21 protein-coding genes are annotated in these 26,206 nt (G+C 68.9%); 20 read left to right on the top strand and 1 reads right to left on the bottom strand.

Translation table 11 applies throughout. From position 1 onward, the window contains the following. Positions 1-34: 34 nt before the first annotated feature. The 20 genes from mce (at position 35) to lpxB (ending at position 24,657) form a co-directional block, all read left to right on the top strand. Positions 35-439 carry a methylmalonyl-CoA epimerase gene (gene mce / locus ACEUEL_RS08795; RefSeq protein ID WP_405704032.1) on the top strand — a complete coding sequence of 135 codons (405 nt, stop codon included), beginning with the start codon at positions 35-37 and terminating at the stop codon, positions 437-439. Positions 440-449: 10 nt separating this feature from the next. After that, on the top strand, positions 450-719 hold the full coding sequence (locus tag ACEUEL_RS08790; RefSeq protein WP_405704031.1) for a DUF1467 family protein: 270 nt from the start codon (positions 450-452) through the stop codon (positions 717-719). A gap of 528 nt (positions 720-1,247) precedes the next feature. Beyond that, the gene (gene proS, locus ACEUEL_RS08785; RefSeq protein ID WP_405704029.1) at positions 1,248-2,570 is read left to right on the top strand and encodes a proline--tRNA ligase; all 1,323 of its coding nucleotides are present in this window, start codon (positions 1,248-1,250) and stop codon (positions 2,568-2,570) included. Between the two features lie 141 nt (positions 2,571-2,711). Beyond that, positions 2,712-3,935, top strand: a complete 1,224-nt coding sequence (locus ACEUEL_RS08780) for a lipoprotein-releasing ABC transporter permease subunit (RefSeq protein ID WP_405706662.1) — start codon at positions 2,712-2,714, stop codon at positions 3,933-3,935. After that, positions 3,928-4,635 carry an ABC transporter ATP-binding protein gene (locus ACEUEL_RS08775; protein WP_405704028.1) on the top strand — a complete coding sequence of 236 codons (708 nt, stop codon included), beginning with the start codon at positions 3,928-3,930 and terminating at the stop codon, positions 4,633-4,635. The genes ACEUEL_RS08780 and ACEUEL_RS08775 overlap by 8 nt, the downstream gene beginning before the upstream one ends. 308 nt (positions 4,636-4,943) lie before the next feature. After that, the gene (gene dnaE, locus ACEUEL_RS08770) at positions 4,944-8,423 is read left to right on the top strand and encodes a DNA polymerase III subunit alpha (RefSeq protein WP_405704026.1); all 3,480 of its coding nucleotides are present in this window, start codon (positions 4,944-4,946) and stop codon (positions 8,421-8,423) included. 1,465 nt (positions 8,424-9,888) lie between these two features. Then, complete coding sequence (locus ACEUEL_RS08765; RefSeq protein ID WP_405704025.1) at positions 9,889-10,887, top strand: 30S ribosomal protein S2; 999 nt, start codon at positions 9,889-9,891, stop codon at positions 10,885-10,887. A gap of 120 nt (positions 10,888-11,007) precedes the next feature. Continuing rightward, complete coding sequence (gene tsf / locus ACEUEL_RS08760; RefSeq protein ID WP_405704023.1) at positions 11,008-11,937, top strand: translation elongation factor Ts; 930 nt, start codon at positions 11,008-11,010, stop codon at positions 11,935-11,937. A 108-nt stretch (positions 11,938-12,045) separates the two neighbouring features. Further along, positions 12,046-12,777 carry a UMP kinase gene (pyrH, locus tag ACEUEL_RS08755; RefSeq protein WP_405704021.1) on the top strand — a complete coding sequence of 244 codons (732 nt, stop codon included), beginning with the start codon at positions 12,046-12,048 and terminating at the stop codon, positions 12,775-12,777. A gap of 78 nt (positions 12,778-12,855) precedes the next feature. Continuing rightward, positions 12,856-13,419 carry a ribosome recycling factor gene (gene frr, locus ACEUEL_RS08750; RefSeq protein ID WP_405704019.1) on the top strand — a complete coding sequence of 188 codons (564 nt, stop codon included), beginning with the start codon at positions 12,856-12,858 and terminating at the stop codon, positions 13,417-13,419. Between the two features lie 112 nt (positions 13,420-13,531). Further along, entirely contained in the window at positions 13,532-14,263 is a 732-nt protein-coding gene (locus ACEUEL_RS08745) for an isoprenyl transferase (RefSeq protein ID WP_405706659.1), read from the top strand. Between the two features lie 4 nt (positions 14,264-14,267). Beyond that, complete coding sequence (locus ACEUEL_RS08740) at positions 14,268-15,080, top strand: phosphatidate cytidylyltransferase (protein WP_405704018.1); 813 nt, start codon at positions 14,268-14,270, stop codon at positions 15,078-15,080. Next, the gene (gene dxr / locus ACEUEL_RS08735) at positions 15,077-16,276 is read left to right on the top strand and encodes a 1-deoxy-D-xylulose-5-phosphate reductoisomerase (protein ID WP_405704017.1); all 1,200 of its coding nucleotides are present in this window, start codon (positions 15,077-15,079) and stop codon (positions 16,274-16,276) included. Before ACEUEL_RS08740 ends, dxr begins: the two co-directional genes overlap by 4 nt. Positions 16,277-16,371: 95 nt before the next feature. Next, the gene (gene rseP, locus ACEUEL_RS08730; protein ID WP_405706656.1) at positions 16,372-17,517 is read left to right on the top strand and encodes an RIP metalloprotease RseP; all 1,146 of its coding nucleotides are present in this window, start codon (positions 16,372-16,374) and stop codon (positions 17,515-17,517) included. 212 nt (positions 17,518-17,729) lie between these two features. Continuing rightward, positions 17,730-20,114, top strand: coding sequence for an outer membrane protein assembly factor BamA (bamA, locus tag ACEUEL_RS08725; RefSeq protein WP_405704015.1), 2,385 nt, complete (start codon positions 17,730-17,732; stop codon positions 20,112-20,114). Between the two features lie 88 nt (positions 20,115-20,202). Next, complete coding sequence (gene lpxD / locus ACEUEL_RS08720; protein WP_405704013.1) at positions 20,203-21,279, top strand: UDP-3-O-(3-hydroxymyristoyl)glucosamine N-acyltransferase; 1,077 nt, start codon at positions 20,203-20,205, stop codon at positions 21,277-21,279. Beyond that, on the top strand, positions 21,276-21,737 hold the full coding sequence (fabZ, locus tag ACEUEL_RS08715) for a 3-hydroxyacyl-ACP dehydratase FabZ (protein WP_405704012.1): 462 nt from the start codon (positions 21,276-21,278) through the stop codon (positions 21,735-21,737). The genes lpxD and fabZ overlap by 4 nt, the downstream gene beginning before the upstream one ends. Before the next feature lie 7 nt (positions 21,738-21,744). Then, a complete protein-coding gene (gene lpxA, locus ACEUEL_RS08710; RefSeq protein ID WP_405704011.1) occupies positions 21,745-22,563 on the top strand; it encodes an acyl-ACP--UDP-N-acetylglucosamine O-acyltransferase in 819 nt (272 codons plus the stop codon). Continuing rightward, a complete protein-coding gene (locus ACEUEL_RS08705; protein WP_405704009.1) occupies positions 22,538-23,443 on the top strand; it encodes an LpxI family protein in 906 nt (301 codons plus the stop codon). The genes lpxA and ACEUEL_RS08705 overlap by 26 nt, the downstream gene beginning before the upstream one ends. Continuing rightward, complete coding sequence (gene lpxB / locus ACEUEL_RS08700; protein WP_405704008.1) at positions 23,440-24,657, top strand: lipid-A-disaccharide synthase; 1,218 nt, start codon at positions 23,440-23,442, stop codon at positions 24,655-24,657. The genes ACEUEL_RS08705 and lpxB overlap by 4 nt, the downstream gene beginning before the upstream one ends. Before the next feature lie 145 nt (positions 24,658-24,802). Here lpxB and gltA read toward each other — a convergent pair whose 3' ends face one another. Further along, positions 24,803-26,107 carry a citrate synthase gene (gltA, locus tag ACEUEL_RS08695; RefSeq protein WP_405704007.1) on the bottom strand — a complete coding sequence of 435 codons (1,305 nt, stop codon included), beginning with the start codon at positions 26,105-26,107 and terminating at the stop codon, positions 24,803-24,805. Positions 26,108-26,206 lie beyond the last annotated feature (99 nt).

The raw sequence follows: 26,206 nt of genomic DNA, 5'->3' as shown, positions 1-26,206 counted from the left end.
CCGTGACCGGCGCCCCTGCACAGGAGAGCCCGCCATGATCGGCCGCCTCAACCATGTCGCCATCGCGGTGAAGGACATCGCCGCGGCGACGGCGCTCTACCGCGACACGCTCGGCGCCGAGGTCTCGGCGGCGGTGCCGCAGCACGAGCACGGCGTCACCACCGTCTTCATCGAGCTGCCGAACACCAAGATCGAGCTGCTGGAGCCGCTCGGCGCCGACTCGCCGATCGGCAAGTTCCTGGAGCGCAACCCGGACGGCGGCATCCATCACATCTGCTACGAGGTCGACGACATCCTCGCGGTCCGCGATCGCCTGAAGGCCGAGGGCGCGCGCGTGCTGGGCTCCGGCGAGCCGAGGATCGGCGCGCACGGCAAGCCGGTGCTGTTCCTGCACCCGAAAGACTTCTGCGGCACGCTGGTCGAGCTCGAGCAGGCCTGAGGGCTCGCCCATGGGTATCCCGACCTATATCGCCATCTACTTCATCGTCTGGTGGACGGTGATCTTCGCCACGCTGCCGTTCGGCGTCCGCTCCCAGCACGAGGATGGCGCGGTGACCGATGGCACCGAAGCAGGCGCCCCGGTGCGCCCGCTGCTGCTGCGCAAGATGCTGGCGACGACCGTGATCGCGGCGCTGATCGTCGGCGCGTTCGCGCTGAGCGTCGAAAAGGGCTGGCTGACGCTGGAGATGTTCCCGATGCCGTTCGATGTGAAGAGCTAGGCGGCGGGGCGTCGTCGGAACATCCGTCGCCCCCGGTCGGGGACGACGTTCATATGCGACAAATAAGTCAATTGGATTGAACTAGTCGTATAGATAAAAAAGAGGCGGGATTGAAGTCCCGCCTGCTTTTAATCGATCGCCCGCACCTGATTCCGCGCCATTTTTGGCAGTCTGTCAGGGGGCTTTATCGTTGAGTTCCTCCCGAGACCCGGACCGGACATCGCGCATAAGCACCGACGGCGGACCCCTTTCTTCAAGGTGGCGCACAATAGAGCAGAAAATCGCCGCTTGTCATCCTTGCGCCGCAATAGATCTATGTTGCGATGCAATATTAGGCAATTGTTCGAATTTCGTCCAATCGCACTGACGCCGCCGCCCGCGGCGCGAGCGCGTGTCGCCGCAAGCCGTTGCGCGCCGACGGGCGTGCCTCCGCGCGCAAGGGCTTGTGTTTTGCCGGCCGATCCGGTTTCACTCGGCCCCCAACAGGGGCCTGCGACAGGAGCGGGCCGAATCGCGAGTCCGACACCCATGCGCCTCTCCCGCTATTTCCTGCCGATTCTGCGCGAAGTCCCCAAGGAAGCGGAGATCGTCTCGCATCGGCTCATGCTGCGCGCCGGCATGGTTCGGCAGGAGAGCGCCGGCATCTATGCCTGGCTGCCGCTTGGCAAGCGGGTGCTGGACAAGATCTGCCAGGTGGTGCGCGAGGAGCAGGACCGGTCGGGGGCCATCGAGATCATGATGCCGACCATCCAGTCGGCCGATCTCTGGCGCGAGAGCGGGCGCTACGACGCCTACGGCAAGGAGATGCTCCGCATCAAGGACCGGCACGAGCGCGAGATGCTCTACGGCCCCACCAATGAGGAGATGCTCACCGAGATCGTCCGCGCCTATGTAAAGTCTTACAAGGACCTGCCGCTGAACCTCTACCACATCCAGTGGAAGTTCCGCGACGAGGTGCGCCCGCGCTTCGGCGTCATGCGCTCGCGCGAGTTCCTGATGAAGGACGCCTATTCGATCGATCTCGACTTCGACAGCGCCGTCGTCGCCTATAACCGCATGTTCGTCGCCTATCTGCGCACCTTCGCCCGGCTGGGGCTGAAGGCGATCCCGATGGTGGCGGAGACCGGCCCGATCGGCGGCAACCACAGCCACGAGTTCATCATCCTCGCTTCCACCGGCGAGAGCGAGGTGTTCTGCCACGCCGATTACCTCGATATGGCGACCCCACCCGCCGACATCGACTTTCGCGACCCCGCCGCGCTCGAGGCGGTGGTCAGCCAGTGGACCAGCCTCTACGCCGCGACCGACGAGAAGCACGAGGAAGCCGCCTTCGCCGCCGTGCCGGAAGACAAGCGCGTCTCCGCCCGCGGCATCGAGGTCGGCCACATCTTCTATTTCGGCACGAAGTATTCCGAGCCGATGGGCGCCAAGGTCGCCGGTCCCGACGGTGTCGAGCGCCCGGTCCACATGGGCTCCTACGGCATCGGCCCCTCGCGCCTGGTCGCGGCGATTATCGAGGCCTCGCATGACGAGAACGGCATCATCTGGCCGGAAGCGATCGCGCCCTTCCGCGTCGGCGTGCTCAATCTGAAGGTCGGCGACGCGGCGACCGATGCCGCCTGCGAGAAGCTCTATGCGGAGCTCGTCGCCCGCGGCGTGGATGCCCTCTATGACGACACCGACGCACGGCCCGGCGCGAAGTTCGCCACCGCCGACCTGATCGGCCTGCCGTGGCAGATCATCGTCGGCCCGAAGGGGCTGGCCGACGGTACTGTGGAAATCAAGAAGCGCGCCGACGGTTCGCGCGAGACCCTCCCCATTGACGCCGCTATTGCGCGCATTCTCGGCTGAAGGCGGAGAATCGGCGGCGCGATGAGCATTCGCAAGACTACGGCGCAGGGGACGGCCACTCAGGCCGGCGACGCACCGGGCGCGGGGGCAAAGGCCGGCGCCGAGCCGGTCGGCACGCGCCCCTTCAGCGCGTTCGAATGGATGCTGTCGCTGCGCTATCTGCGGGCGCGGCGCAAGGAAGGCTTCATCTCGGTCATCGCCGGGTTCTCCTTCCTCGGCATCATGCTCGGCGTGGCGACGCTGATCATCGTCATGGCGGTGATGAACGGCTTCCGGACCGAGCTCCTGTCCAAGATCCTCGGCCTCAACGGCCATCTGCTGGTCCAGCCCATCGACAGCCCGCTGACCGATTACGACGCCGTCGCCAAGCGCATCAGGGGCGTGCCGGGCATCAAGCTCGCGGTTCCGCTGATCGAGGGGCAGGCACTGGCCTCGTCCGCCTACAACGCCGGCGGCGTGCTGGTGCGTGGCCTGTCCGAGGCCGATCTGCGCGCGCTGCCCTCGATCGGCGCCAATATCCGCCAGGGCACGCTGGAGGGTTTCGACGACGGCGAGGGGGTCGCCATCGGCAAGCGCCTCGCCGACCAGCTCTCCATCCGCGCCGGCGACAACCTCACCCTGGTCGCGCCACGCGGGGCGGTAACGCCCATGGGCACGACCCCGCGCATCAAGGTCTACAAGGTCGCGGCGGTGTTCGAGATCGGCATGTCGGAATATGACAGCGCCTTCGTCTTCATGCCGCTGCCCGAGGCGCAGGCCTATTTCAACAAGGATGGCGACGTCACCGCCATCGAGGTCTACACCGACGACGCCGACCGCATGGACCATTACCGCCAGGCGGTGACGGCGGCCGCCGGCCGGCCGATCTATGTGGTCGACTGGCGCCAGCGCAACGCCACCTTCTTCAATGCGCTGCAGGTCGAGCGCAACGTGATGTTCCTCATCCTGACCCTCATCGTGGTGGTGGCGGCGTTCAACATCGTCTCCGGTCTCAACATGCTGGTGAAGGACAAGGGGCGCGACATCGGCATATTGCGCACCATGGGCGCGACGCGCGGATCGATCATGCGCATCTTCCTGGTCACCGGCGCCGCCATCGGCGTCGTCGGCACGCTCGCCGGCTTCCTGCTCGGTCTCGTGGTCTGCCTCAATGTCGAGGAGATCCGCCGCTTCATCTCGTGGCTGACCTCGACCGAGCTGTTCTCGCCGGAACTCTACTACCTCTCGCGCCTCCCGGCCGAGATGAATGCCGGGGAAACGCTCTCGGTGGTCATCATGGCGCTGGTCCTCTCCTTCCTGGCGCCGCTCTACCCCTCCTGGCGCGCCGCGCGGCTCGATCCGGTCGAGGCCCTGCGCTATGAGTGACACGTCGACACCGCCATCGCCCGGCGTCGCGCTCCGTCTCGACAAGATCGAGCGGCGCTATGCGCAGGGAACCGGCACGCTGGAGATCCTCCGCGGCGCCGACTTCAGCGTCTGGGAGGGGCAGTCGGTCGCGCTGGTCGCGCCCTCCGGCACCGGCAAGTCGACGCTGCTTCACATCGCCGGCCTGCTGGAGCATCAGGACGCCGGCGAGGTGTGGATCGGCGGCGTGCCGACCGCCGGCCGGTCCGATGCCGAGCGCACCCGGATCCGCCGGCTCGACCTGGGCTTCGTCTACCAGTTCCACCACCTGCTGCCGGAATTCTCGGCGGTGGAGAACGTGATGCTGCCGCAGATGATCCGTGGCCTGTCGCGGCGCGAGGCGACCGCTCGCGCGAAGGAATTGCTCGGCTATCTCGGGCTCGGCAAGCGGCTCGACCATCGCCCGGGCGAACTCTCGGGGGGCGAGCAGCAGCGTGTCGCCATCGCCCGCGCGGTCGCCAACGCGCCGCGCCTCCTGCTGGCGGACGAGCCCACCGGCAATCTCGACCCGAAGACCTCGGCGCATGTGTTTCACGCCCTCTCCCAGCTCGTCGAGGCGACCGGCCTCGCCACCATCATCGCGACCCACAACATGGAACTCGCCGCGCAGATGCACCGTCGGGTGACCCTGCGCGAAGGATTGGTCGACGAACTCGCCTAGCCGGCGAGACATCAATTCACTATTGGCTAACCATTCATTGGAACGTATCAGGAACGCGCTTGACGTCAACGACTTTCGAGCATTACGTTCTAGTTATGTTCACATTTGTTCGAAGGAGGTTCCGGTGGTGGTAGTTTTGATCCGCGAAGTGGCCGCGCTGTCCTCGATCGTCGTCTTCCTCGCGGCCATCGGCCTCTGGGCCAGCGTGGCGGCCGGGGCGTGAGTGAGGAAGTCGGGGAAACCCGGCCCGAAGGTTGGCGCCGCCGCCGCCGGCGCGACACAATGGAGGACGAGTCGGAGGGCAGGACATGGCGCAGGCAATGGCGGGCGGAAGCAAGGGGGGGCAGGGCGGCCCCGGCTTCGTGCATCTGCGCGCCCACTCCTCCTATTCGCTGCTCGAAGGCGCCCTCACCATCGCCAAGCTGGCGGAACTCGCCAAGAAGGATCGCCAGCCGGCCATCGCGCTGACCGACACCGGCAATCTGTTCGGCGCGCTGGAATTCTCCGAGAAGATGGCGGGGGCGGGGGTTCAGCCGCTGCTCGGCTGTTCTCTGGCCGTCGATTTCGGCGACCAGGCGCCCTCACGTGCGCCGGGTGTGCAGCAGGCGCGGCCGCGTCTGGCGCTGATTGCGGCCACCGAGGTGGGGTGGCGCAACCTGATGGCGCTGGTCTCGCTCAGCCACATGGAAACCGCCTCCGATACGGCGCCGCATGTGAAGCGGCACTGGCTCGAGAGTCATGCCGATGGTCTCCTGTGTCTGACGGGGGGCTCCGGCGGACCGATCGACCGGCCGATCATCGAGGGCAACACCGAGCTGGCGGGCGAGAGGCTGGCCGTTCTGGCTGCGCTGTTCGGCGATCGCCTCTATGTCGAACTCCAGCGCCACGGCATGGATGACGAGCGCGAGGCCGAGCCGGAACTGCTCGACCTCGCTTATGTGCGCGGTCTGCCGCTGGTGGCGACGAACGAGCCCTTCTTCGCGGCCACCGAGGACTTCGAGGCGCATGACGCGCTGATCTGCATTGCCGAGGGCCGGCTGGTGGCGGAGGACGAGCGCCGCCGCCTCACGCCGGAACATCGCTTCAAGACGCGCGCGGAAATGGCGACCCTGTTCGCCGATCTGCCCGAGGCCATCGCCAACACGGTGGAGATCGCCCGGCGGTGCCGCTACCGTCCGCGCACCGTCAAGCCGATCCTGCCGCGCTTCACCGTCGACCGGGACGAGGCCGAGGAACTGCGGCTGCAGGCCGAGGAGGGGCTGCGGGCGCGGCTCGCGGTTCACGGGCCCGCGCCCGGGCTGGCCGTGAACGACTATGAGGAGCGCCTCGCCTTCGAGCTGGGCATCATCGAGAAGATGAAGTTTCCCGGCTACTTCCTCATCGTCTCGGACTTCATCAAATGGGCGAAGCAGCACGGCATCCCGGTCGGGCCCGGGCGCGGTTCGGGCGCGGGCTCGCTGGTCGCCTACTCGCTGACCATCACCGACCTCGATCCGCTGCGGTTCGGCCTGCTGTTCGAGCGCTTCCTGAATCCCGAGCGCGTCTCGATGCCGGATTTCGACATCGACTTCTGCCAGGAGCGGCGGGACGAGGTCATCCGCTACGTGCAGGAGCGCTACGGCCGCAACCAGGTCGCCCAGATCATCACCTTCGGCACGCTGCAGGCCCGTGGCGTGCTGCGCGACGTCGGGCGCGTGCTGGAAATGCCCTACGGCCAGGTCGACCGGCTCTGCAAGCTAGTGCCCCAGAATCCGGCGGCTCCCGTCACGCTGGGCCGGGCGATCGAGGACGAGCCGCGCCTGCAGGCGGAGCGCGACGCGGCGCCGGTCGTCAAGCGCGCCTTCGATATCGCCGTGCGGCTCGAGGGGCTCAACCGCCATGCCTCGACGCATGCGGCGGGTATCGTCATCGGCGATCGCCCGCTGGCCCAGCTCGTGCCGCTCTACCGCGACCCGCGCTCCGACATGCCGGTCACCCAGTACAACATGAAGTGGGTGGAGCAGGCCGGGCTGGTGAAGTTCGACTTCCTCGGCCTCAAGACGTTGACCGTGTTGCAGACCGCGGTCCGTCTCGTCGCGGAGCGCGGGATCGAGCTCAACCTGTCGACCATCCCGCTGGATGACCGCAAGACCTACGACATGCTGACCCGCGGCGAGACGGTCGGGGTGTTCCAGGTGGAAAGCGCCGGGATGCGCCGCGCCCTGGTCGACATGAAGCCCGACCGGCTGGAGGACATCATCGCGCTGGTGGCGCTGTATCGTCCCGGTCCGATGGCGAACATTCCGGTCTATTGCGCGGTCAAGAACGGGCAGGAAAAGGCCGAATACGCGCATCCCAAGCTCGAGGCGAGCCTGAAGGAGACCTACGGCGTCATCATCTATCAGGAACAGGTGATGCAGATCGCCCAGACGCTGTCCGGTTACTCGCTGGGCGAGGCGGATCTTCTGCGGCGCGCCATGGGCAAGAAGATCCGCGCGGAGATGGACCAGCAGCGCGAACGCTTCGTGTCGGGGGCGACCGAGCGCGGCGTCGAGAAGGCGCAGGCCTCCGCCATCTTCGATCTTCTGGCGAAGTTCGCCGACTACGGCTTCAACAAGAGCCACGCCGCGGCCTATGCCCTCGTCGCCTACCAGACCGCCTACATGAAGGCGAATTACCCGGTCGAGTTCCTGGCGGCGTCGATGACGCTCGACATGTCGAACACCGACAAGCTGGCGGAGTTCCGGCAGGAGGCGCAGCGCCTCTCGATCGAGGTCGTGCCGCCCTCGGTCAACCAGTGCGGACGCGAGTTCGCCGTGAGGGACGGCAAGGTTCTCTACGCGCTCGCGGCGATCAAGGGCGTCGGCGCGCAGGCGGTCGACGCGATCGTGGCCGCGCGCGGCGCCCGGCCATTCGCGGATCTCGCCGACTTCGCCTCCCGCATCGACGCCAAGGCACTGAACAAGCGCACGCTGGAGAGCCTGGTGAATGCCGGCGCCTTCGACTGCCTCGAGCCCAATCGCGCGCGCGCGGCGGCGGCGGTCGAGCGCATCCTCGGCCACGCCGCGCTGGTGGGGGCGGAGGTGGCGACCGGCCAGGGCAACATGTTCGACAACGGGCCGACCCCGCTGAGCCTGCGCATGCCGGAGGCCGAGCCCTGGCTGCCGATGGACAGGCTCCAGCGGGAATACGCCGCCATCGGCTTCTTCCTCACCGGCCATCCGCTCGACGATTACGGCAAGGCGCTGGAGAAGCTACGCGTGCAGCGCTGGGCGGATTTCGACCGCGCCGTGCGCGCGGGTGCCTCGGTCGGTCGGCTCGCGGCGACCGTCCTGAGCCGGCAGGAGCGGCGAACCAAGACCGGCACCAAGATGGGCATCGTGGCGTTGTCGGACCCCTCCGGCCAGTTCGAGGCGGTGATCTTCTCGGAGGGTCTGGGCCAGTATCGCGAGTTGCTCGAGCCGGGACGGGCGCTGCTGCTGTATGTGTCGGCGGAACTCCAGGGCGAGGACGTACGCGCGCGCATCCAGACGGTCGAGCCGCTCGACGCCGCCGCTTCCAAGATGCAGCGGGCGCTGCGCATTTTCCTGCGCTCGCAGGCGCCGCTCGACAGCGTGGCGAAGCGCCTCGGCGGGCCGGTGGCGGGCGGCGAGGGGCGTGGCGAGGGCGAGGTCTCCTTCATCCTGATGCTGGGCGACGACAGCGCGACCGAGGTGGAGGTCAAGCTGCCCGGCCGATTCAGCCTGTCGCCTCAGCTCGCCGGCGCGATCAAGGCGGTTCCGGGCGTCGTCGAAGTCGAGGTGCATTGACGGCGGCGCGGACGGCGCGGCAAGGGCGCTCGCGCGCTGTAGGCCGCTGGGACGGTTGGTGGGACCCCTGACGTTGCGCCGGCCTGTTCCGGAAGATCGTTGGCGCCGTCGTGACGATTCGGTAGCTGTGCTTACGATCCGGCCGGCGTGTTCGGGAGGTGTCGGAGGTTCGTGCCCGAGATGACGACGACCGATCGGCCGAGCGTCCCGCGCGTGCCGCTGGCTCAGGCGAGCGAAGCAAGGCGCCGTCGATGACGTGGCATGTCTTTCTGTGTGATCGCGAGTTCGGAGGCGCCGCTGCGACGAGTCGGTACCCGTGCCACGATCGGGCCGGCGTGATCGGGAAGGTTCGGAGGTTTGCGCCCGAGATGACGCCGACCGATGGGCCGGGCGTTCCGCGCGTGCCGATGGCTCAGGCGAAGCAGGGCGCCGTCGATCGCATGGTATGGCTGTCTGCGGGATCGCGGGTTCGGAGGCGCCGTCGCGACGATTAAGTAGCTGTGCCACGATCCGGCCGGCGTGATCGGGAGGCGTCGGAGGTTGCGGCCCGAGATGACGACGATTGATGGGCCGGCCGTCCCGCGCGTGCCGCTGGCTCAGGCGAGCGAAGCAAGGCGCCGTCAATGGCGTGGCACGGCCAGCTGCGTGATCGCGAGTTCGGAGGCGCCGCTGCGACGAGTCGGTACCCGTGCCACGATCCGGCCGGCGTGTTCGGGAGGTGTTGGAGGTTGACGCTTCATCGGTGGAGCGGCGCTTCATCAACGGAGTGCGGCAGCTTGCTCCGGGTCGCTCGGATGGCAGGGGAGGCCGGTCCTGCGGATACCGACACGGGTCCGTCTTCGCTGCTGGTGAGTGCCGATCACGGGGTCGTGGTGCACGGGACGAGCAGTGGGGGCCTGCTGCGGAGCGTTCGACGTTCCGGCGTAGTGGGCCGGGCATGGGCCGTAGCGTGGCGATCCGCTTCGGGGCGTTGTAGGTTCTGACGGCTGGCTCGGCATGAGGAGCACCACGGTAGTCCGCTTCGGCGCGTTGGACGATCCAGCGCCGTGCCACGGGAGGCGTGTAACGCATGACGGCAAGGTGAGCCCGGTCCGCCCATTCCGGCCCCGGGCGAGCGGCGCGTGAGGGCAGGGTGTCGTGCCGCACGCGCCCGGCGCGGCGTCGATGGCGGGTTCTGCCGGCGCTCCCGCCCGCAGGCGGGCAAGGGATCGGTTGCTCTTGTAGCGAGCCGCCACTATGCCCGCCGAGGCTGGCCGCGGGCATCGTCCTGTCTACATCTTGCGCCATTCCGCCGGCTCGCCTATAAGCCGCGCCATCCCGCACGCGGACTGCGGCCGGGTGTCCCGTCTTCCCGTTCCTCGCGAACGGCCGAAGACGCCGGGCACCATATCGGCCGTTCCGGTGCCGGCACCGAAATCCCTCGGTCCGGCTCTCGTCCGCGGAGGCTAACCGGAAGAGAGACGACATGGCACTTCCCGATTTCTCCATGCGCCAGCTGCTCGAGGCCGGCGTCCACTTCGGCCACCAGTCGCACCGCTGGAACCCGAAGATGGCGCCCTACATCTTCGGCACCCGCAACAACATCCACATTCTCGATCTGGCCCAGACCGTGCCGGCGCTCCACCGCGCCCTGCAGCAGGTCTCGGACACCGTGGCCCGCGGCGGCCGCGTGCTGTTCGTCGGCACCAAGCGGCAGGCGGCCGATTCGATCGCCGACGCGGCCAAGCGCAGCGCCCAGTATTATGTGAACTCCCGCTGGCTCGGCGGCATGCTCACCAACTGGAAGACCATCTCGCACTCGATCGCCCGCCTGAAGAAGCTCGAGGAGCTGCTCGGCGCCGGCGAGGGCGTCGGCTACACCAAGAAGGAGCGCCTGACGCTCCAGCGCGAGAAGGAGAAGCTCGATCGCGCGCTCGGCGGCATCCGCGACATGGGCGGCATTCCCGACCTTCTCTTCGTGATCGACACCAACAAGGAAGACCTCGCCGTCGCCGAGGCGCGCCGCCTCGGCATCCCGGTCGCGGCCATCCTCGACACCAATTGCGATCCGGACGGCATCGCCTTCCCGGTTCCGGGCAATGACGACGCCGGCCGCGCCATCAGCCTCTATTGCGATCTCGTCGCCCGCGCCGCGATCGACGGCATCGGCCGCGCCCAAGGCGACTTCGGCGTCGATATCGGCGCCTCCGAGGCGCCCCTCGTCGAGGACCTGCCGCCCGAGACGCTGTGGGTCAGCTTCGAGCCGCTGTCCGGCCCGCGCGGCCCGGCCGACGATCTCAAGAAGCTGACCGGCGTCTCGCCGGCGATCGAGAAGAAGCTGACCGATCTCGGCATCTTCCACTACTGGCAGATTGCCGGCCTGGCGCCCGAAGATGCGCACCGCATCGGCGAGGAAGTCGGCCTGCCGGGCCGTGTCGACGGCTGGGTGGCCCAGGCCAAGGGACTGACCGCCGAGGTGGAGTGATCTCTGCCGAAGGCGAACCGGCGGCCGGGCCGCCGGAAATCGTTACATGCGGCCGGCCCGGAACCCTCCGGCCGGCCGCAGCGTCGAATGACACCTGATATTTTCGTGCGAGGAACAGACATGGCCAACATCACCGCGGGCATGGTGAAGGAGCTGCGCGACAAGACGGGCGCCGGCATGATGGACTGCAAGGCCGCACTCGGCGAGGTCGGGGGCGACATCGAGGCTGCCATCGACTGGCTGCGCAAGAAGGGTCTCGCCAAGGCCGCCAAGAAGGCCGGCCGGGTCGCGGCCGAGGGCCTCATCGGCGTCGCCACGGCCGGCACCAAGGGCGTGGTGGTCGAGGTGAACTCCGAGACCGACTTCGTCGCGCGCAACGAGCAGTTCCAGGCGCTGGTGCGCGGCATCGCGCAGGTCGCATTGGCGAGCGGCGACGATGTCGAGGTGATCAAGGCGGCGGCGTTCCCGGCGGGCGGCACCGTGGCCGAGGTGATCTCCACCACCATCGCCACCATCGGCGAGAACATGAACCTGCGCCGCGCCAAGCGCCTCGAAGTGGGCTCGGGCGTGATCGGGAGCTACGTGCACTCCTCCGCGGGCGAAGGCCTCGGCAAGATCGGCGTGCTCGTCGCGCTCGAATCGACCGGCAAGGCGGATGAGCTCACCGCGCTCGGCCGCGCCATCGCGATGCACATCGCCGCCACCAACCCGCAGGCGCTCGACGCCGCCGGCATCGAGCCGGACGTGGTCGCGCGCGAGCGTGCGGTGCTCGCCGACAAGGCCAAGGCCTCCGGCAAGCCCGACAACGTCGTCGAGAAGATCGTCGAGAGCGGCCTGAAGACCTTCTACAAGGAAGTCACGCTGCTCGAGCAGCCCTATGTGCACGAGCCCTCCAAGACCGTCGCCCAGGCGATCAAGGAGAGCGAAGGCAAGGTCGGCGCGCCGGTCAAGCTCACCGCCTTCGTCCGCTTCGCGCTCGGCGAGGGCGTGGAGAAGGAAGAGAGCGATTTCGCGGCCGAAGTCGCCAAGGCGGCCGGCTCCGCGGCCTGATCGCCGCGAACGAGGTGGAAAAGCACGCCGCGCCCCCTTTCGGGCGGCCCGGCGTGCTTTATTGTGCGCGCGCCCGGATGCCGGGCCGCCAACGACGAAGGGGGTAGCGTGAGCGAAGCGTCTGACGGTGGGGCGATCTACAAGCGCGTGCTGGTGAAGGTTTCGGGCGAGGCCCTGATGGGACCCGAATCCTTCGGCCTTCACGGACCCACCATCGCGCGGATCGCCCGCGATCTCGTCGATGCGCGCCGCACGGGCGCCGAGGTTGCGGTTGTCGTCGGCGGCGGCAACATCCTGCGCGGCGCCAGCGTCGCGGGCGAGGGGCTCGACCGGGCGACCGCCGACAATATGGGCATGCTCGCCACCGTCATGAACGCGCTGGCGCTGGAAAAGGCGGTGGAAGCCGCCGGCAGCCCGGCCCGTACGCTCTCCGCCATCCCGATGCCGACCATCTGCGAACCCTATGCCCGCCAGCCGGCGGCGCGGCACCTGACGCGCGGGCGTGTCGTGCTGCTCGCCGGCGGCACGGGAAACCCCTATTTCACCACCGACACCGGCGCCGTGCTGCGCGCCGCCGAGCTGAAATGCAGCGCGGTGATGAAGGCGACCAATGTGGACGGCGTCTATACCGCCGACCCGAAGGTCGATCCGGGCGCGACGCGCTACGATCGCCTGACCCATGACGAGGCGCTGCAGCGCGATCTCAAGGTCATGGATGCCGCCGCCTTCGCGCTTGCCCGTGAGGCGCGCTTGCCGATAATCGTCTTTTCCATCCGGGAGCCCGGAGCCATCGCCGCCGCCATCCGCGGGGAGGGGCGTGCGACGACGGTCGCTCCTTGAGATCGCCCGGCTCCACCGGCGGGGCGGCTGGGCCGCATCGCCGAGGGGACCAGACCAACGAATGAAACGGGGTCCGACATGACGACCGGTCCAATCGATGTCGCTGACATCAAGCGCCGCATGCAGAGCACGATCGGCGGCCTCAAGCACGAACTCGGCGGGCTGCGCACGGGGCGTGCCTCGGCCAGCCTGCTGGAGCCCATCAACGTGGATGCCTATGGCGCCCACACGCCGCTCAACCAGGTCGCCTCGATCAACGTGCCGGAGCCGCGCATGTTCTCGGTGCAGGTGTGGGACCGCGGGCTGGTGAGCGCCGTCGAAAAGGCGATCCGCGATTCCAACCTCGGCCTCAACCCGCAGACCGAGGGACAGGTGCTGCGCATCCGCATCCCCGAGCTGACGCAGGAGCGCCGGCAGGAACTGGTGAAGGTCGCGCACAAATACGCCGAGGCGGCGCGCGTCGCGGTTCGCCACGTGCGGCGCGACGGCCTCGATGCCCTGAAGAAGGCGGAGAAGGACGGGGAGGCGAGCTCCGACGATCTGGACCGTCTCGCCGACCAGGTACAGAAGGCCACGGACCAGTCGATCGCCGAGATCGACCAGGTGCTGGCGACGAAGGAAAAAGAAATTCTGGCCGTCTGATGGGCAGCGGGCAGAGCTGATCGGGAGGGCGGGCGTCTGGCCCGCCATGGGCATGGCCAACCGCGAGACGCTACAGGGAGCCATCGAGCCGGTGCGCGCCGACATTGCTCCCCTGGACGTGGCCGCCCTGCCGGCCCCGCCGCGCCATGTGGCGATCATCATGGACGGCAATGGCCGCTGGGCGAAGGCCCGCGGCTTGCCGCGCTTCGAGGGGCATCGCCGCGGCGTCGAGGCGGTGCGCCGCACCGTGCAGGCCGCCGGCGACCTCGGCATCGAGGCACTGACCATCTACAGCTTCTCCAGCGAGAACTGGTCCCGCCCGGCGCGCGAGATCGCCGACCTGATGGGCCTGCTCAAGCGCTTCATCCGCAACGACCTCGCCACGCTGCACGAGCGCAACGTACAGATCCGCATCATCGGCGAGCGGCCCGAGCACGATCCGGAAGTGGCGGCGCTGCTCGAGGAAGCGCAGCAGCGCACGCGCGGCAACACCGGCCTCAAGCTCGCCGTGGCGTTCAACTACGGCGCGCGCAACGAGATCGCCCGCGCGGCGCAGAAGCTCGCGCGCGAGGTCGCGGCCGGCCGGCTGGCGCCCGCGGACATCACGCCCGAGCGGCTCGAGGGCGCGCTGGATACCGCCGGCCTGCCCCCGCTCGACCTCGTCATCCGCACCAGCGGCGAGCAGCGGCTCTCCAATTTCCTGCTGTGGCAGGCGGCCTATGCCGAGCTCGTCTTCCTGCCGATCCTGTGGCCCGACTTCGACCGGGCCGCGCTGGAGCAGGCGCTGGCCGAGTTCGGCCGGCGCGAGCGGCGCTTCGGTGGCGTGCAGGCAGCGGAGCGGTGACACCTTGACCCTCGGGGCGGACTTCCTGCCGCGCCTGCTGTCGGCGCTGGTGCTGATTCCGCTGGCGCTGGGCGTGCTCTGGTTCGGCGGCTGGCCCTTCGCCGTGTTCTGGGCGGTCGCCGCCATCCTCGTCCTGTGGGAATGGACGGCGATGAGCGCGGTCGCGCCGCGCCTGCCGGTCCTCGCGATCGGGGGCGCCGCTCTGCTGACGGTCGCGACGGCGCTCGGGCTCGGCGCGGTGCCGATGGCGTTTGCGGCCGCGGCCCTCGGCCTGGCGGCGACCGGCCTCGCGGCGCAGCAGGGGCGAGGCTGGGCCGCGGGCGGCTTCCTCTATGCGGCGGCGGCACTTGCCGCCCCGGTGATGCTGCGGCTCGCCGACGGTCTCGGCCTCGTCGCCGTGCTCTGGCTGTTCGCGCTGGTCTGGACCACCGACATCGCCGCCTATTTCTCCGGCCGCCTGATCGGGGGGCCGCGCCTGTGGGTGCGCATCAGCCCCAAGAAGACCTGGTCGGGCGCCATCGGCGGCACCGTGCTTGGAACGCTCGCCGCGCTTCTGCTATTGAGGGCAGCCGGCATCGCCCCGTCTCTCCCGCTCGCCGCGGTCAGCCTGGGCGCGAGCCTTCTCAGCCAGGCCGGCGACCTGTTCGAATCGGCCATGAAGCGCCGCTTCGGGGTGAAGGATTCGAGCGGCCTCATTCCCGGCCATGGAGGATTGATGGATCGGCTCGACGGCTTCATCGTCGCCGCGGCTTTCGCGCTGGCGGTCGGCATGGCGCGCGACCCTTCCGCGCCCGCCCAGGGGGTTCTGCTGTGGTGAACGCCGCCGGGGCATCCGCTCCCGTTCGCCTCTCACTGCTCGGCGCCACCGGCTCGATCGGCTCGAGCACCGTCGACCTCCTGCGCCGTGCCGGCCCCGGGCGCTTCACCGTCGAATCGCTGGCGGCCGGGCGCGATGTTCCGGCGCTGGCGGCGCTCGCGCGCGAGTTCGGCGCCCGTTTCGCCGCGATCGCCGATCCGGCGGCGGGGCCGGAACTGCGCGCCGCGCTCGCCGGCACCGGCATCGCCAGCGGCGCCGGGCCCTCGGCGGTGATCGAGGCGGCGCAACGCGACTGCGACATGCTCATCGGCGCCATCACCGGTGTCGCCGGCCTCGCCCCGACGCTCGCCGCGCTGGGTCGCTGCCGGCGTCTCGCGCTCGCCAACAAGGAATGCATGGTCGCCGCGGGCGCGCATTTCATGGCGGAGGCCGCCCGGCACGGCACGGAACTGCTGCCGGTCGATTCCGAGCACAACGCCGTCTTCCAGGCGCTGCAGGCGGGTCCGTCCCGCGGGGTGTCCCGCGTCACGCTCACCGCCTCGGGCGGCCCGTTCCGAACCGCCTCGCGCGAGGCCATCGCCCGGGCGACGCCTGCCGAGGCGCTGCGCCATCCCAACTGGTCGATGGGCGCCAAGGTGACCATCGATTCCGCGACCCTCATGAACAAGGGTCTCGAACTGATCGAGGCGCATCACCTGTTCGCGCTGCCGCCCGAGGTGCTGGACGTCGTCATCCACCCGCAGTCGCTGGTGCACGGCCTCGTCTCCTTCACCGATGGATCGGTGGTCGCCGGCCTGTTCAGCCCCGACATGCGGGTGCCGATCGCCCATTGCCTCGCCTGGCCGGAGCGCATGGCGACCCCGGTCGCCCCGCTCGATCTCGCCGCGATCGGCAGCCTCACCTTCGAGCGCCCGGACGAGGAGCGCTTCCCCGCGCTCGCCCTCGCCAAGGCGGCGCTGCGAGCGGGCGGCGCCGCCCCGACCGTGCTGAACGCGGCGAACGAGGTGGCGGTGGAAGCGTTCATCGCCGGCTGGATCGGCCTGCCCGGAATCCCGGCGCTGGTCGAGGCGGCGCTGTCGGGCCCGGCCGCGGGGCGGGCAAGTCCGAATTCGGTTGAGGAAGCGCTCGCACTCGATTCGGATATTAGGCAAATTGTCCGAAATCTCTTGCCCAAGTTTGCCGCAAAGGCATCCTAGAGAGGGCAGGAATGGCGGGCGCCGGACCTGCGGCCGGCGGCGTGCCGGCGGGGCTGGCCCCCGGATACGATCACGGCAGGGAAGGGCGCTGGCAGATGGACTTCATGACCTCGATCGGCGGGGGCGTCGGCTGGCTGCTCGGCTACGTCATCCCCTTCCTGTTCGTGCTGACGATCGTGGTCTTCTTCCATGAACTCGGGCATTTCTGGGTGGCCCGGCGTGCCGGCGTGCGGGTGGTCGCGTTCTCGCTCGGCTTCGGCCCGGAGATCGCCGGCTTCAACGACCGCCACGGCACGCGCTGGAAGCTCTCCGCCATTCCGCTCGGCGGCTATGTGAAATTCTACGGCGACGAGAGCGCCGCGAGCACGCCCGATCGCGCCAGCCTCGCGCGGATGAGCGCGCAGGAGGCCTCGGAGAGCTTCTACGGCAAGTCGGTCGCCGCGCGCGCGGCCATCGTGGCGGCGGGGCCGATCGCCAACTTCCTGCTCGCCATCGTCATCTTCGCCGGCCTGTTCATGACGCTGGGGCGCCCGATCCTCATGCCGGTCGCCGATTCGGTGCAGGCCGAATCCGCCGCCGCGCGCGCCGGCATCAAGGCGGGCGACCGCATCGTGTCGATCGACGGCACGCCGATCGAGTCCTTCTCCGACATGCAGCGCATCGTCAGCGCCAGCGCGGGCCAGGAGCTCTCGATCACGCTCGACCGCGGCGGCGAGCCGGTGACGGTGGCCGCCACGCCGGACCAGCGCGAGGTCCGCGACAGCTTCGGCAACGTCCACCGCATCGGCGTGCTCGGCATCACCCGCTCGGACGATCCGGCCACCGTGCGCACCCAGCGCTACGGACCGGTCGACGCCGTCGCGATGGGCACCCGCGAGGTCTGGTTCGTGGTGACGCGGACCTTCGACTATATCGGCGGCATCTTCAGCGGCCGCGAATCGGCCGACCAGCTCGGCGGCCCCATCCGCATCGCGCAGGTCTCCGGCCAGGTGGCCACGTTCGGTCTCGGCGCGCTGCTGCAGCTGACCGCGGTCCTGTCGGTATCCATCGGCCTCCTCAACCTTTTCCCGGTGCCGCTGCTCGATGGTGGCCACCTGCTGTTCTACGCCGTGGAGGCGCTGCGCGGGCGTCCGCTCAGCGACCGCGCCCAGGAGGTCGGCTTCCGCATCGGGCTTGCGCTCGTGCTGATGCTGATGCTGTTCGCGACGTGGAACGATATTCTCAATATATCAAAATCTTGACATCATTTGCGCGGGCGTTGCGCGAGGGCAACGCCGGGCGGAAAACGGGGATGTATCCGGGGCGCGCGGTTTGCACGCCCCGGAAAACTTTGTACAAGCGACGGACAGGTTGAGAGTCTGTGCCTTGTGGCGCGTGTTGTTGCGTTCGCGGGTGTCGGAACAAAAGTAAGGTAGCGCGCCACATGGCTGCTCGTATCCGGTTCGTGAGTAAGATGGCTTCGGTCGTGGGGATCTGTGTCGCCACGGCCCTGGTGGGGGTCGCCGGATCGGTCGTTCTGCCAGTTGCCGCCCACGCGCAGACGGCGAGTTCCATTGTCGTCGAGGGTAATCGCCGGGTCGATTCCGAGACCATCCGGTCCTATTTCGCCGTTCCGCCGGGCCAGCGCGTCGACGCCGCCAAGATCGACGAGGCGCTCAAAGCGCTGTACGCCACCGGCCTGTTCGCCGACGTCCGGGTGAACACCAGCGGCGGGCGCATCGTGGTGAGCGTCGTCGAGAACGAGGTCATCAACCGCGTCGCGTTCGAGGGCAACAAGAAGCTCAAGGACGACGTGCTCGCCAACGAAGTGCAGTCGAAGGCCCGTGGCGCCTTCTCCAAGGCCACCGTCCAGGCCGATACCCAGCGCATCATCGATCTCTATCGTCGCTCCGGCCGTTACGACGTGCGCGTCGAGCCGAAGACCATCGATCGCGGGCAGGGGCGCGTCGATCTCGTCTTCGAGATCAACGAGGGCGACAAGCTCGGCGTCAGCAAGATCGTCTTCGTCGGCAACAAGGCGTTCTCGTCGTGGAAGCTCTCGGAAGAGATCACCACGACCGAGACCAACTGGCTGTCCTTCCTGAAGAACACCGACATCTACGACGTCGATCGCATCAATTCCGACCAGGAGCTGCTGCGCCGCTTCTATCTGAAGAACGGCTACGCCGACTTCCGCATTCTGTCGGTCTCGGCCGATCTCGACCGCGCCACCGGCGGCTTCGTGCTCACCTTCAACATGGAGGAAGGGCCGCAGTACAAGTTCGGGTCGGTCGACGTCGTCTCCAACATTCGCGACGTCGACGTCGCCCGCATCCGCAGCGCGCTGCGCGTCGCGCCGGGGCAGGTCTACAACGCCGAGGCGGTGGAGAAGTCGGTCGAGAACGCGACCATCGAGATCTCCAAGAGCGGCTACGCCTTCGCTCAGGTCCGCCCGCGCGGCGACCGCAACTTCGAGACGCGCACCATCTCGGTGGTGTTCGCGGTCGAGGAGGGCCCGCGCGTCTATATCGAGCGCATCGACATCCGCGGCAACACCCGCACCCGCGACTGGGTCATCCGCCGCGAGTTCGATCTCGGCGAGGGTGATGCCTATAACCGCGTGCTGGTCGACCGCGCCGAGCGCCGCCTGCGCAACCTCGGCTACTTCAAGACCGTGAAGATCACCAACGAGCCCGGCTCCGCCCCCGACCGCGTCATCCTGCTGGTGAACGTCGAGGATCAGCCGACGGGTGACTTCTCGATCTCGGGCGGCTACTCGACCCAGGACGGCTTCATCGGCGAAGTCTCGGTGTCCGAGAAGAACTTCCTCGGCCGCGGCCAGTATGTGCGCCTCGGCGGCACCATCGGCCAGAACGTGCAGGGCGTCGATTTCAGCTTCACCGAGCCCTATTTCCTGGACTATCGCGTCGCCGCCGGCTTCGACCTGTTCTACAAGGCGACCAGCGAGACCGATTACAGCCCCTACGACACCAACACCGCCGGTGGCACGCTGCGCCTCGGCCTGCCGCTGACGGACGAGCTGACGCTGGGTCTGCGCTACAGCCTGTTCCAGAAGGAAATCAATGTTAACGACGCGGTCATCGAGAACGTGTCGTGGGCGCTGCGCGAAGTCAGCGGCGACCCCGCTCTGACCTCGCTGATCGGCTATACGCTGTCCTACAACATGCTCGACAACAACCTCGAGCCCACCAATGGCTACCTGCTCGAACTCAAGCAGGATCTGGCGGGCCTCGGCGGCGATGTGAGCTACTTCCGCACCACGGGTGACGCGCGCTGGTACTATCCCCTCGTCGGCGACTTCGTGCTGATGCTGCGCGGCCAGGCCGGCTACGTCACCTCCTGGGGCGGCGAGGACCTGCGTATCCTCGACAACTTCTTCAAGGGTCCCGATCTCGTCCGCGGCTTCGAATCGAACGGCATCGGCCCGCGCGACCTGGCCTCGGGCGTCTATGGCGACACCGACGCTCTGGGCGGCTCGATCTACTGGGGCACGACGGCGGAACTGCAGTTCCCGCTCTCCTTCCTGCCCAAGGATTTCGGCCTGAAGGCGGCCCTGTTCGCCGACGCCGGTTCGCTCTGGCAGTATGACGGCCCGGTGAACTTTGCCGGTGTCGGCGGCGACGAGCTGACGGATTGCAGCCTGTATCCCGACTCGAAGGACAAGGGCTGGAACGCGGTCTGCGTGGCCGACAGCGACTCGGTTCGCTCCTCGGTCGGCGCCAGCCTGATCTGGAAGTCGCCCTTCGGTCCGCTGCGCTTCGATTACGCCTGGGTGCTCTCGAAGGAGGCCTACGACCAGACCCAGGCCTTCCGCTTCAGCGGCGGCACGAAGTTCTGATCGCCGGATTTGCGTGTGATGGAATGCGGCGGTTCGGGTTCCCCGGGCCGCCGCTTCGCATGAAGGAGCCGGCGCCGCCGGCGGTTGGATGAACGATCCCGTCTTCTTTCCCGCGCCCGCGCCGATCTCGGTCGAGGCACTCTGCGCCCTCACCGGTGCCGTGCCGGCGGCGGGCGTCGATCGCACGCGGACCGTCACCGGCATCGCGCCGCTCGACCAGGCCGGCCCGGCCGATCTCGCCTTTCTGGACGCGGCCCGCTACGTGGCGCAGTTCCGCGAGACCCGTGCCGGCATCTGCCTCACCACCGCGCGCTTCGCCGACATGGCGCCGGCCGGGACGGATGTCCTGATCGCCGCCAAGCCCTACCGCGCCTTCGTCACGGCGAGCCGCCACCTGTTTCCGGCGAGCCTGCGTCCCGAAAGCCAGTTCGGCCAGCCGGGCGTGGCGGCAGGCGCCTATGTGCATCCGCAGGCACGGCTGGAGGACGGCGTCACCGTCGATCCCGGCGCGGTGATCGGTGCCGGCGCCGAGGTGGGCGAGGGCAGCATCATCGCCGCCGGTGCGGTGATCGGCCCGGGCGTGCGCATCGGGCGCGGCTGTGCGATCGGGGCCGGCGCCTCGCTGCAGCACGCGCTGCTCGGCAACCGCGTCATCATCCATCCCGGCGCCCGCATCGGCCAGGATGGCTTCGGCTTCGTGAGCGGCGCGGCCGGCCATGCCAAGGTGCCGCAGATCGGCCGCGTCATTCTTCAGGACGACGTCGAGATCGGCGCCGGCACCACCATCGACCGCGGCGGCATCCGCGACACGGTGATCGGCGAGGGCACCAAGATCGACAATCTGGTGCAGATCGCCCACAACGTCGTGATCGGCCGCCATTGCATCATCGTCTCGCAGGTCGGCATCGCCGGCAGCGCCACGCTGGGCGACTACGTGGTGCTGGGCGGCCAGGTCGGCGTCATCGACCACGCGGTGATCGGCGACGGCGCCCAGATCGCCGCATCCAGCAATGTGAAGGACGCCGTCCCGCCCGGCGCGCAGTGGGGTGGATCGCCCGCCAAGCCGATGAAGGAGTGGTTCCGCGAGGTGATGACGCTGCAGCGCATCGCGCGCGGCGAATGGCGGGCGGAGCCGGCGCGCAGCGCCGAGAAGGAGCCGAGATGACCGACACGATCCCCGCCACGCTCGGCTCTGCCGATATCCAGAAGATCCTCGCGGTCCTGCCCCACCGCTACCCCTTCCTGATGATCGATCGCATCGGCCAGATCGAGGGCGACAAGAGCGCGGTCGGCTACAAGAACGTCAGCGCCAACGAGCCGCATTTCCAGGGTCATTTCCCGGACCGGCCGGTGATGCCGGGCGTGCTGATCCTGGAGGGCATGGCGCAGACGGCCGGTGCCATCTGCATCCTCAATGCCGGCCAGCAGACGCCGAAGACGGTCTATTTCATGACCATCGACAAGGCCAAGTTCCGCCGCCCCGTCGTGCCGGGCGACGTGCTCGAATACCACATGACCCAGATCGCCAAGCGCCGGAACATGTGGTGGTTCCGCGGCGAGGCCAAGGTGGACGGCCAGCTCGCGGCCGAGGCCGAGGTCGGCGCTATGATCGCGCAGGAGTGAGTCGCCGATGCCCCGCATCCACCCCACCGCCGTCATCGCCGACGGCGCCCGGATCGCCGACGACGCGGAGATCGGCCCGTTCTGCACCGTCGGCGAATTCGTGAGCCTCGGCGCGGGGGTACGGCTGATCTCTCACGTCGTGGTCGAAGGGCACACGACGATCGGCGGCGGCACGGTGGTTTATCCCTTCGCCTCGCTCGGCACCCCGCCGCAGTCGCTCGGCTACAAGGGCGAGCCGAGCCGGCTGGTGATCGGGGAGCGCTGCACCATCCGCGAGCACGTCACCATGAACACCGGCACCGCCGGCGGGCACATGGAGACGCGGGTCGGCGACGACGGCTTCTTCATGGTCGGCGTCCACATCGCGCATGACTGCAGCGTCGGCAACAAGGTCATCTTCGCCAACAACGTCACGCTGGGCGGGCACGTCACGGTCGGCGACAACGTCTTCATGGGCGGGCTGTCCGCCGCGCACCAGTTCTCGCGCATCGGCGAGCAGTGCATCATCGGCGGCATGTGCGGCGTGCGCTCGGACATCATCCCCTTCGGCGCCATGATCGAGGGGCGCCCCGGGCTCGGCGGCCTCAACATCATCGGCATGAAGCGCCGCGGCTTCACCCGCCCGCAGATCCATGCCCTGCGGGCCGCCTATCGCGAGCTGTTCTACAGCGGCGGCACCATGGCCGAGCGGGTCGAGCGCGTCGCCACGAGCTTCGCCGACGATCCCAATGTGATGCGGATCGTCGATTTCGCGCGCAGCGTCGGCAAGCGCCGCCTCACCGTTCCCAATGATGTGGACGATGGCGGCGAACGCGACGCCGCCTGAGCCGGCGCCCGCGGGCGCGCCGCTGGCCATCATCTGCGGCGGCGGCGCCTTCCCGTTGGCGGTGGCCGAGGCAGCGGAGCGCGGCGGCCGCCAGGTCGTCATGCTCGGCCTCAAGGGGTTCGCGGATTCCCGCATCGAGCGCTGGCCGCATCTGTGGATCCCGCTGGGGCGGTTCGGGGCGGTCACGGCCGAACTGCGCCGCCGCGGCTGCCGCGACATCGTCTTCATCGGCACCGCCCTGCGCCCGCGCCTGTCGGACATCCGGCTCGACTGGAAGACCCTGCGCCTGATGCCGCAGGTGGCGCGGCTCATGCGCGGCGGCGACGATCACCTGCTCTCGGGCGTCGCGCGGCTGTTCGAGCGGGAGGGCTTCCGCCTGCTCGGCGCCCATGAGGTGGCCCCCGATCTGCTGCTGCCGGCCGGGCGGCTAGGGACCCTCGCGCCGACGCCGGCGGATGAGCGCGACATCGCCATCGGCTTTCGCGCCCTGGCGGCGATGAGCCCCCACGATGTCGGCCAGGGGCTGGTGGTCATCGACGGGCACATCGTGGCGGTGGAGGCGGCGGAGGGCACCGACCTGATGCTGGCGCGCGTGGTCGAACTGCGCCTCAATGGCCGTCTGAAGGTGCGCAAGGGCGCGGGCGTGCTGGTGAAGCGCCCCAAGGCCGGGCAGGACCGCCGCCTCGATCTGCCCTCGCTCGGCCCGCGCACCGTCGAGGGCGTCGCCCGTGCGGGTCTCGCCGGGCTCGCCATGGAGGCGGGCGGCGTGATCGTGACCGATATCGAGGGCACCGTGCGCGCCGCCGATACCGCCCGGCTCTTCGTCGTCGGCATCGACGGGACCGCCGCCGCGCCCGCCGATGCCGGACCGGGCGCATGAGCGCGGATCGCACGGACGGCGGCGGGGTCGGGCACGGCCAGCGCCCGCTCGATGTCTTCATCGTCGCCGGCGAGGAATCCGGCGATGCGCTCGGCGCCGGGCTGTTGCGCGAACTCGCGGCGCTGGCGCCGGCGGGCGCGTCCTTTCGCGGCGTCGGCGGGGCGGGGATGCGGGCGGCCGGCCTCGCCAGCCTCTTCCCGATGGAGGACCTCACCGCGATGGGAATCGCCCAGGTCGTCGCAGGCCTGCCGCGCATTCTCCGCCGCATGGGCGAGGTGGTGGAGGCCATCGTCGCGGCGCCGCCGGATGTGCTGGTGCTGGTCGACCTGCCGGACTTCAACCACCGTGTCGCCGCGCGGGTGCGCCGGCGCCTGCCGCATCTGCCGATCGTCAAATATGTCGCCCCCACCGTCTGGGTCTGGCGGGAGGGGCGCGCCCGCGCCATGCGCCCCCATGTCGACCGCGTCCTCGCCGTGCTGCCGTTCGAGCCGGAGGTGATGGAGCGGCTCGGCGGCCCGCCCACCACCTATGTCGGCCATCCGCTGCTGGGCGAACTCGACCGGCTGCGGCCCTCGCCGGCGGAAGCCGCGCGGCGGGCCGGCGAGCCGCCGGTGCTGCTCGTGCTGCCGGGCAGCCGCCGCTCGGAGATCGCCCGGCTCGGCGACGATTTCGGCGCGGTCATCGGGCTGCTGCGGGAGCGCGTGCCGGGGCTGGAACTGGTGCTGCCCACGCTGCCCGCCCGCCTCGCGCAGGTGGAGGCCATGGTGGCGGGCTGGCCGCAGCGGCCCCGCATCGTCGTCGGGGAGGCGGAGCGGCGCGCGGCCTTCCGCATCGCACGTGCCGCGCTCGCCGCCTCGGGCACGGTGACGCTGGAACTCGCGCTCGCCGGCGTTCCCACCGTCGCCGCCTACCGCATTCCACGGATCGAGGGGTGGATCGCGCCCTATCTGCTCAAGGTCACCACCGCCATCCTGCCCAACCTCATCCTCGGCGCGAACGCCATGCCGGAATATCTGCAATGGCACATCGACCCGCCGGCCATGGCGGCGAGGCTCGCGGAGCTCATCGCGGGCGGGGAGGAGCGCGAGCGCCAGCTCGCCGCCTTCGCCCGGCTCGACGCGGTGATGGAGCTGGGCGGCGAGGCGCCGAGCCGCCGGGCTGCCCGCGCGGTGCTGGAGGCTGCCGAGGCGCGGGAAGGCGCGGCGCCCGGCTGACCGCGCGGGCCTCCGGCCGGAAAGGTGGTGCGCGGGGTCGCCCGGCCGCCACGAAAAATCCCGGCGGGAGCGCCGCCGGGATGTGTCTCGATCCGTAGTGCCTGCCCGCCGCCGGACGGTCATCCGGCGCGGGCGACGGGCGCTCTCACTTGCGGCGCGCCATCGGCACGTAGTCGCGCTGGGCGGCGCCGGTATAGAGCTGGCGCGGGCGGCCGATGCGCTGGCCGGGATCCTCGATCATTTCCTTCCACTGGCCGATCCAGCCGACCGTGCGCGCGAGCGCGAACAGCACGGTGAACATGGAGGTGGGGAAGCCGAGCGCGCGCAGCGTGATGCCGGAATAGAAGTCGATGTTCGGGTAGAGCTTGCGCTCGACGAAATACTCGTCCTGCAGCGCGATGCGCTCCAGCTCCACGGCGATGTCGAGCAGCGGATCGTCCTTGATGCCGAGCTCGCCCAGCACCTCGTGGCAGGTCTTCTGCATGATCTTGGCGCGCGGATCGTAGTTCTTGTAGACCCGGTGGCCGAAGCCCATCAGCCGGAACGGGTCGTTCTTGTCCTTGGCGCGCTTGATGTATTCCGGGATGCGCTCGACCGAGCCGATCTCGCCCAGCATCTTCAGCGCCGCCTCGTTGGCGCCGCCATGCGCGGGCCCCCACAGGCAGGCGATGCCGGCGGCGATGCAGGCGAAGGGGTTGGCGCCCGACGAGCCGGCGAGCCGCACCGTCGAGGTCGAGGCGTTCTGCTCGTGGTCGGCGTGCAGGATGAAGATGCGATCGATGGCGCGCGAGAGCACCGGGTTCACCTTGTACTCCTCGCACGGTACCGAGAAGCACATGCGCAGGAAGTTCGAGGCGTAGTCGAGATTGTTCTGCGGATACACGAAGGGCTGGCCCACGGTGTATTTGTAGGCCATCGCCGCCAGCGTCGGCATCTTCGCGATCATGCGGATCGAGGCGATCATCCGCTGGGTCGGGTCGGAAATGTCGGTGCTGTCGTGGTAGAAGGCCGACAGCGCGCCGACCGAGGCCACCATCACCGCCATCGGGTGGGCGTCGCGGCGGAAGCCGTGGAAGAACCGGCTCATCTGCTCGTGGACCATCGTGTGGCGCGTCACGCGATAGTCGAAATCGGCCTTCTGCGCCGCGGTCGGCAGCTCCCCGTAGAGCAGCAGGTAGCAGGTCTCGAGGAAATCCCCGTGCTCGGCGAGCTGCTCGATCGGATAGCCGCGGTAGAGCAGGATGCCGGCGTCGCCGTCGATATAGGTGATCTGGCTTTCACAGCTCGCGGTCGAGGTGAAGCCGGGATCATAGGTGAACATGCCCGTCTGGCCGTAGAGCTTGCCGATGTCGATGACATCCGGGCCGATCGTGCCCCCCATGATGGGCAACTCCCAGCTCTTGTCGCCGACAGTCAATGTCGCAGCCGATGTGCCGGTGATGGCGTCCATGTGGGGGGTCTCCTCGATACCTATGAAACCGTTCAAACACTGACCGCGCAATGACGTGAGAGCCGAAAGCGACGGAATGCACGGGGTGGCACCTTCGGC

The organism is Ancylobacter terrae (genome assembly GCF_045108345.1).
Taxonomy (GTDB): domain Bacteria; phylum Pseudomonadota; class Alphaproteobacteria; order Rhizobiales; family Xanthobacteraceae; genus Ancylobacter.
Note: the sequence above shows the minus strand (reverse complement) of the source record. Positions and strands in the feature narration are given on the sequence as shown.

Excerpts from the sequence above, each read along its gene's own strand:
- bamA (WP_405704015.1), top strand. The coding sequence starts at position 17,730 with ATGGCTTCGGTCGTGGGGATCTGTGTCGCCACGGCCCTGGTGGGGGTC.
- mce (WP_405704032.1), top strand. The coding sequence starts at position 35 with ATGATCGGCCGCCTCAACCATGTCGCCATCGCGGTGAAGGACATCGCC.
- ACEUEL_RS08775 (WP_405704028.1), top strand. The coding sequence starts at position 3,928 with ATGAGTGACACGTCGACACCGCCATCGCCCGGCGTCGCGCTCCGTCTC.
- frr (WP_405704019.1), top strand. The coding sequence starts at position 12,856 with ATGACGACCGGTCCAATCGATGTCGCTGACATCAAGCGCCGCATGCAG.
- ACEUEL_RS08705 (WP_405704009.1), top strand. The coding sequence starts at position 22,538 with ATGGCGGCGAACGCGACGCCGCCTGAGCCGGCGCCCGCGGGCGCGCCG.
- rseP (WP_405706656.1), top strand. The coding sequence starts at position 16,372 with ATGGACTTCATGACCTCGATCGGCGGGGGCGTCGGCTGGCTGCTCGGC.
- lpxD (WP_405704013.1), top strand. The coding sequence starts at position 20,203 with ATGAACGATCCCGTCTTCTTTCCCGCGCCCGCGCCGATCTCGGTCGAG.
- fabZ (WP_405704012.1), top strand. The coding sequence starts at position 21,276 with ATGACCGACACGATCCCCGCCACGCTCGGCTCTGCCGATATCCAGAAG.
- ACEUEL_RS08790 (WP_405704031.1), top strand. The coding sequence starts at position 450 with ATGGGTATCCCGACCTATATCGCCATCTACTTCATCGTCTGGTGGACG.
- dnaE (WP_405704026.1), top strand. The coding sequence starts at position 4,944 with ATGGCGCAGGCAATGGCGGGCGGAAGCAAGGGGGGGCAGGGCGGCCCC.
- ACEUEL_RS08780 (WP_405706662.1), top strand. The coding sequence starts at position 2,712 with ATGCTGTCGCTGCGCTATCTGCGGGCGCGGCGCAAGGAAGGCTTCATC.
- proS (WP_405704029.1), top strand. The coding sequence starts at position 1,248 with ATGCGCCTCTCCCGCTATTTCCTGCCGATTCTGCGCGAAGTCCCCAAG.
- lpxB (WP_405704008.1), top strand. The coding sequence starts at position 23,440 with ATGAGCGCGGATCGCACGGACGGCGGCGGGGTCGGGCACGGCCAGCGC.
- tsf (WP_405704023.1), top strand. The coding sequence starts at position 11,008 with ATGGCCAACATCACCGCGGGCATGGTGAAGGAGCTGCGCGACAAGACG.
- ACEUEL_RS08765 (WP_405704025.1), top strand. The coding sequence starts at position 9,889 with ATGGCACTTCCCGATTTCTCCATGCGCCAGCTGCTCGAGGCCGGCGTC.
- gltA (WP_405704007.1), bottom strand. The coding sequence starts at position 26,107 with ATGGACGCCATCACCGGCACATCGGCTGCGACATTGACTGTCGGCGAC.
- lpxA (WP_405704011.1), top strand. The coding sequence starts at position 21,745 with ATGCCCCGCATCCACCCCACCGCCGTCATCGCCGACGGCGCCCGGATC.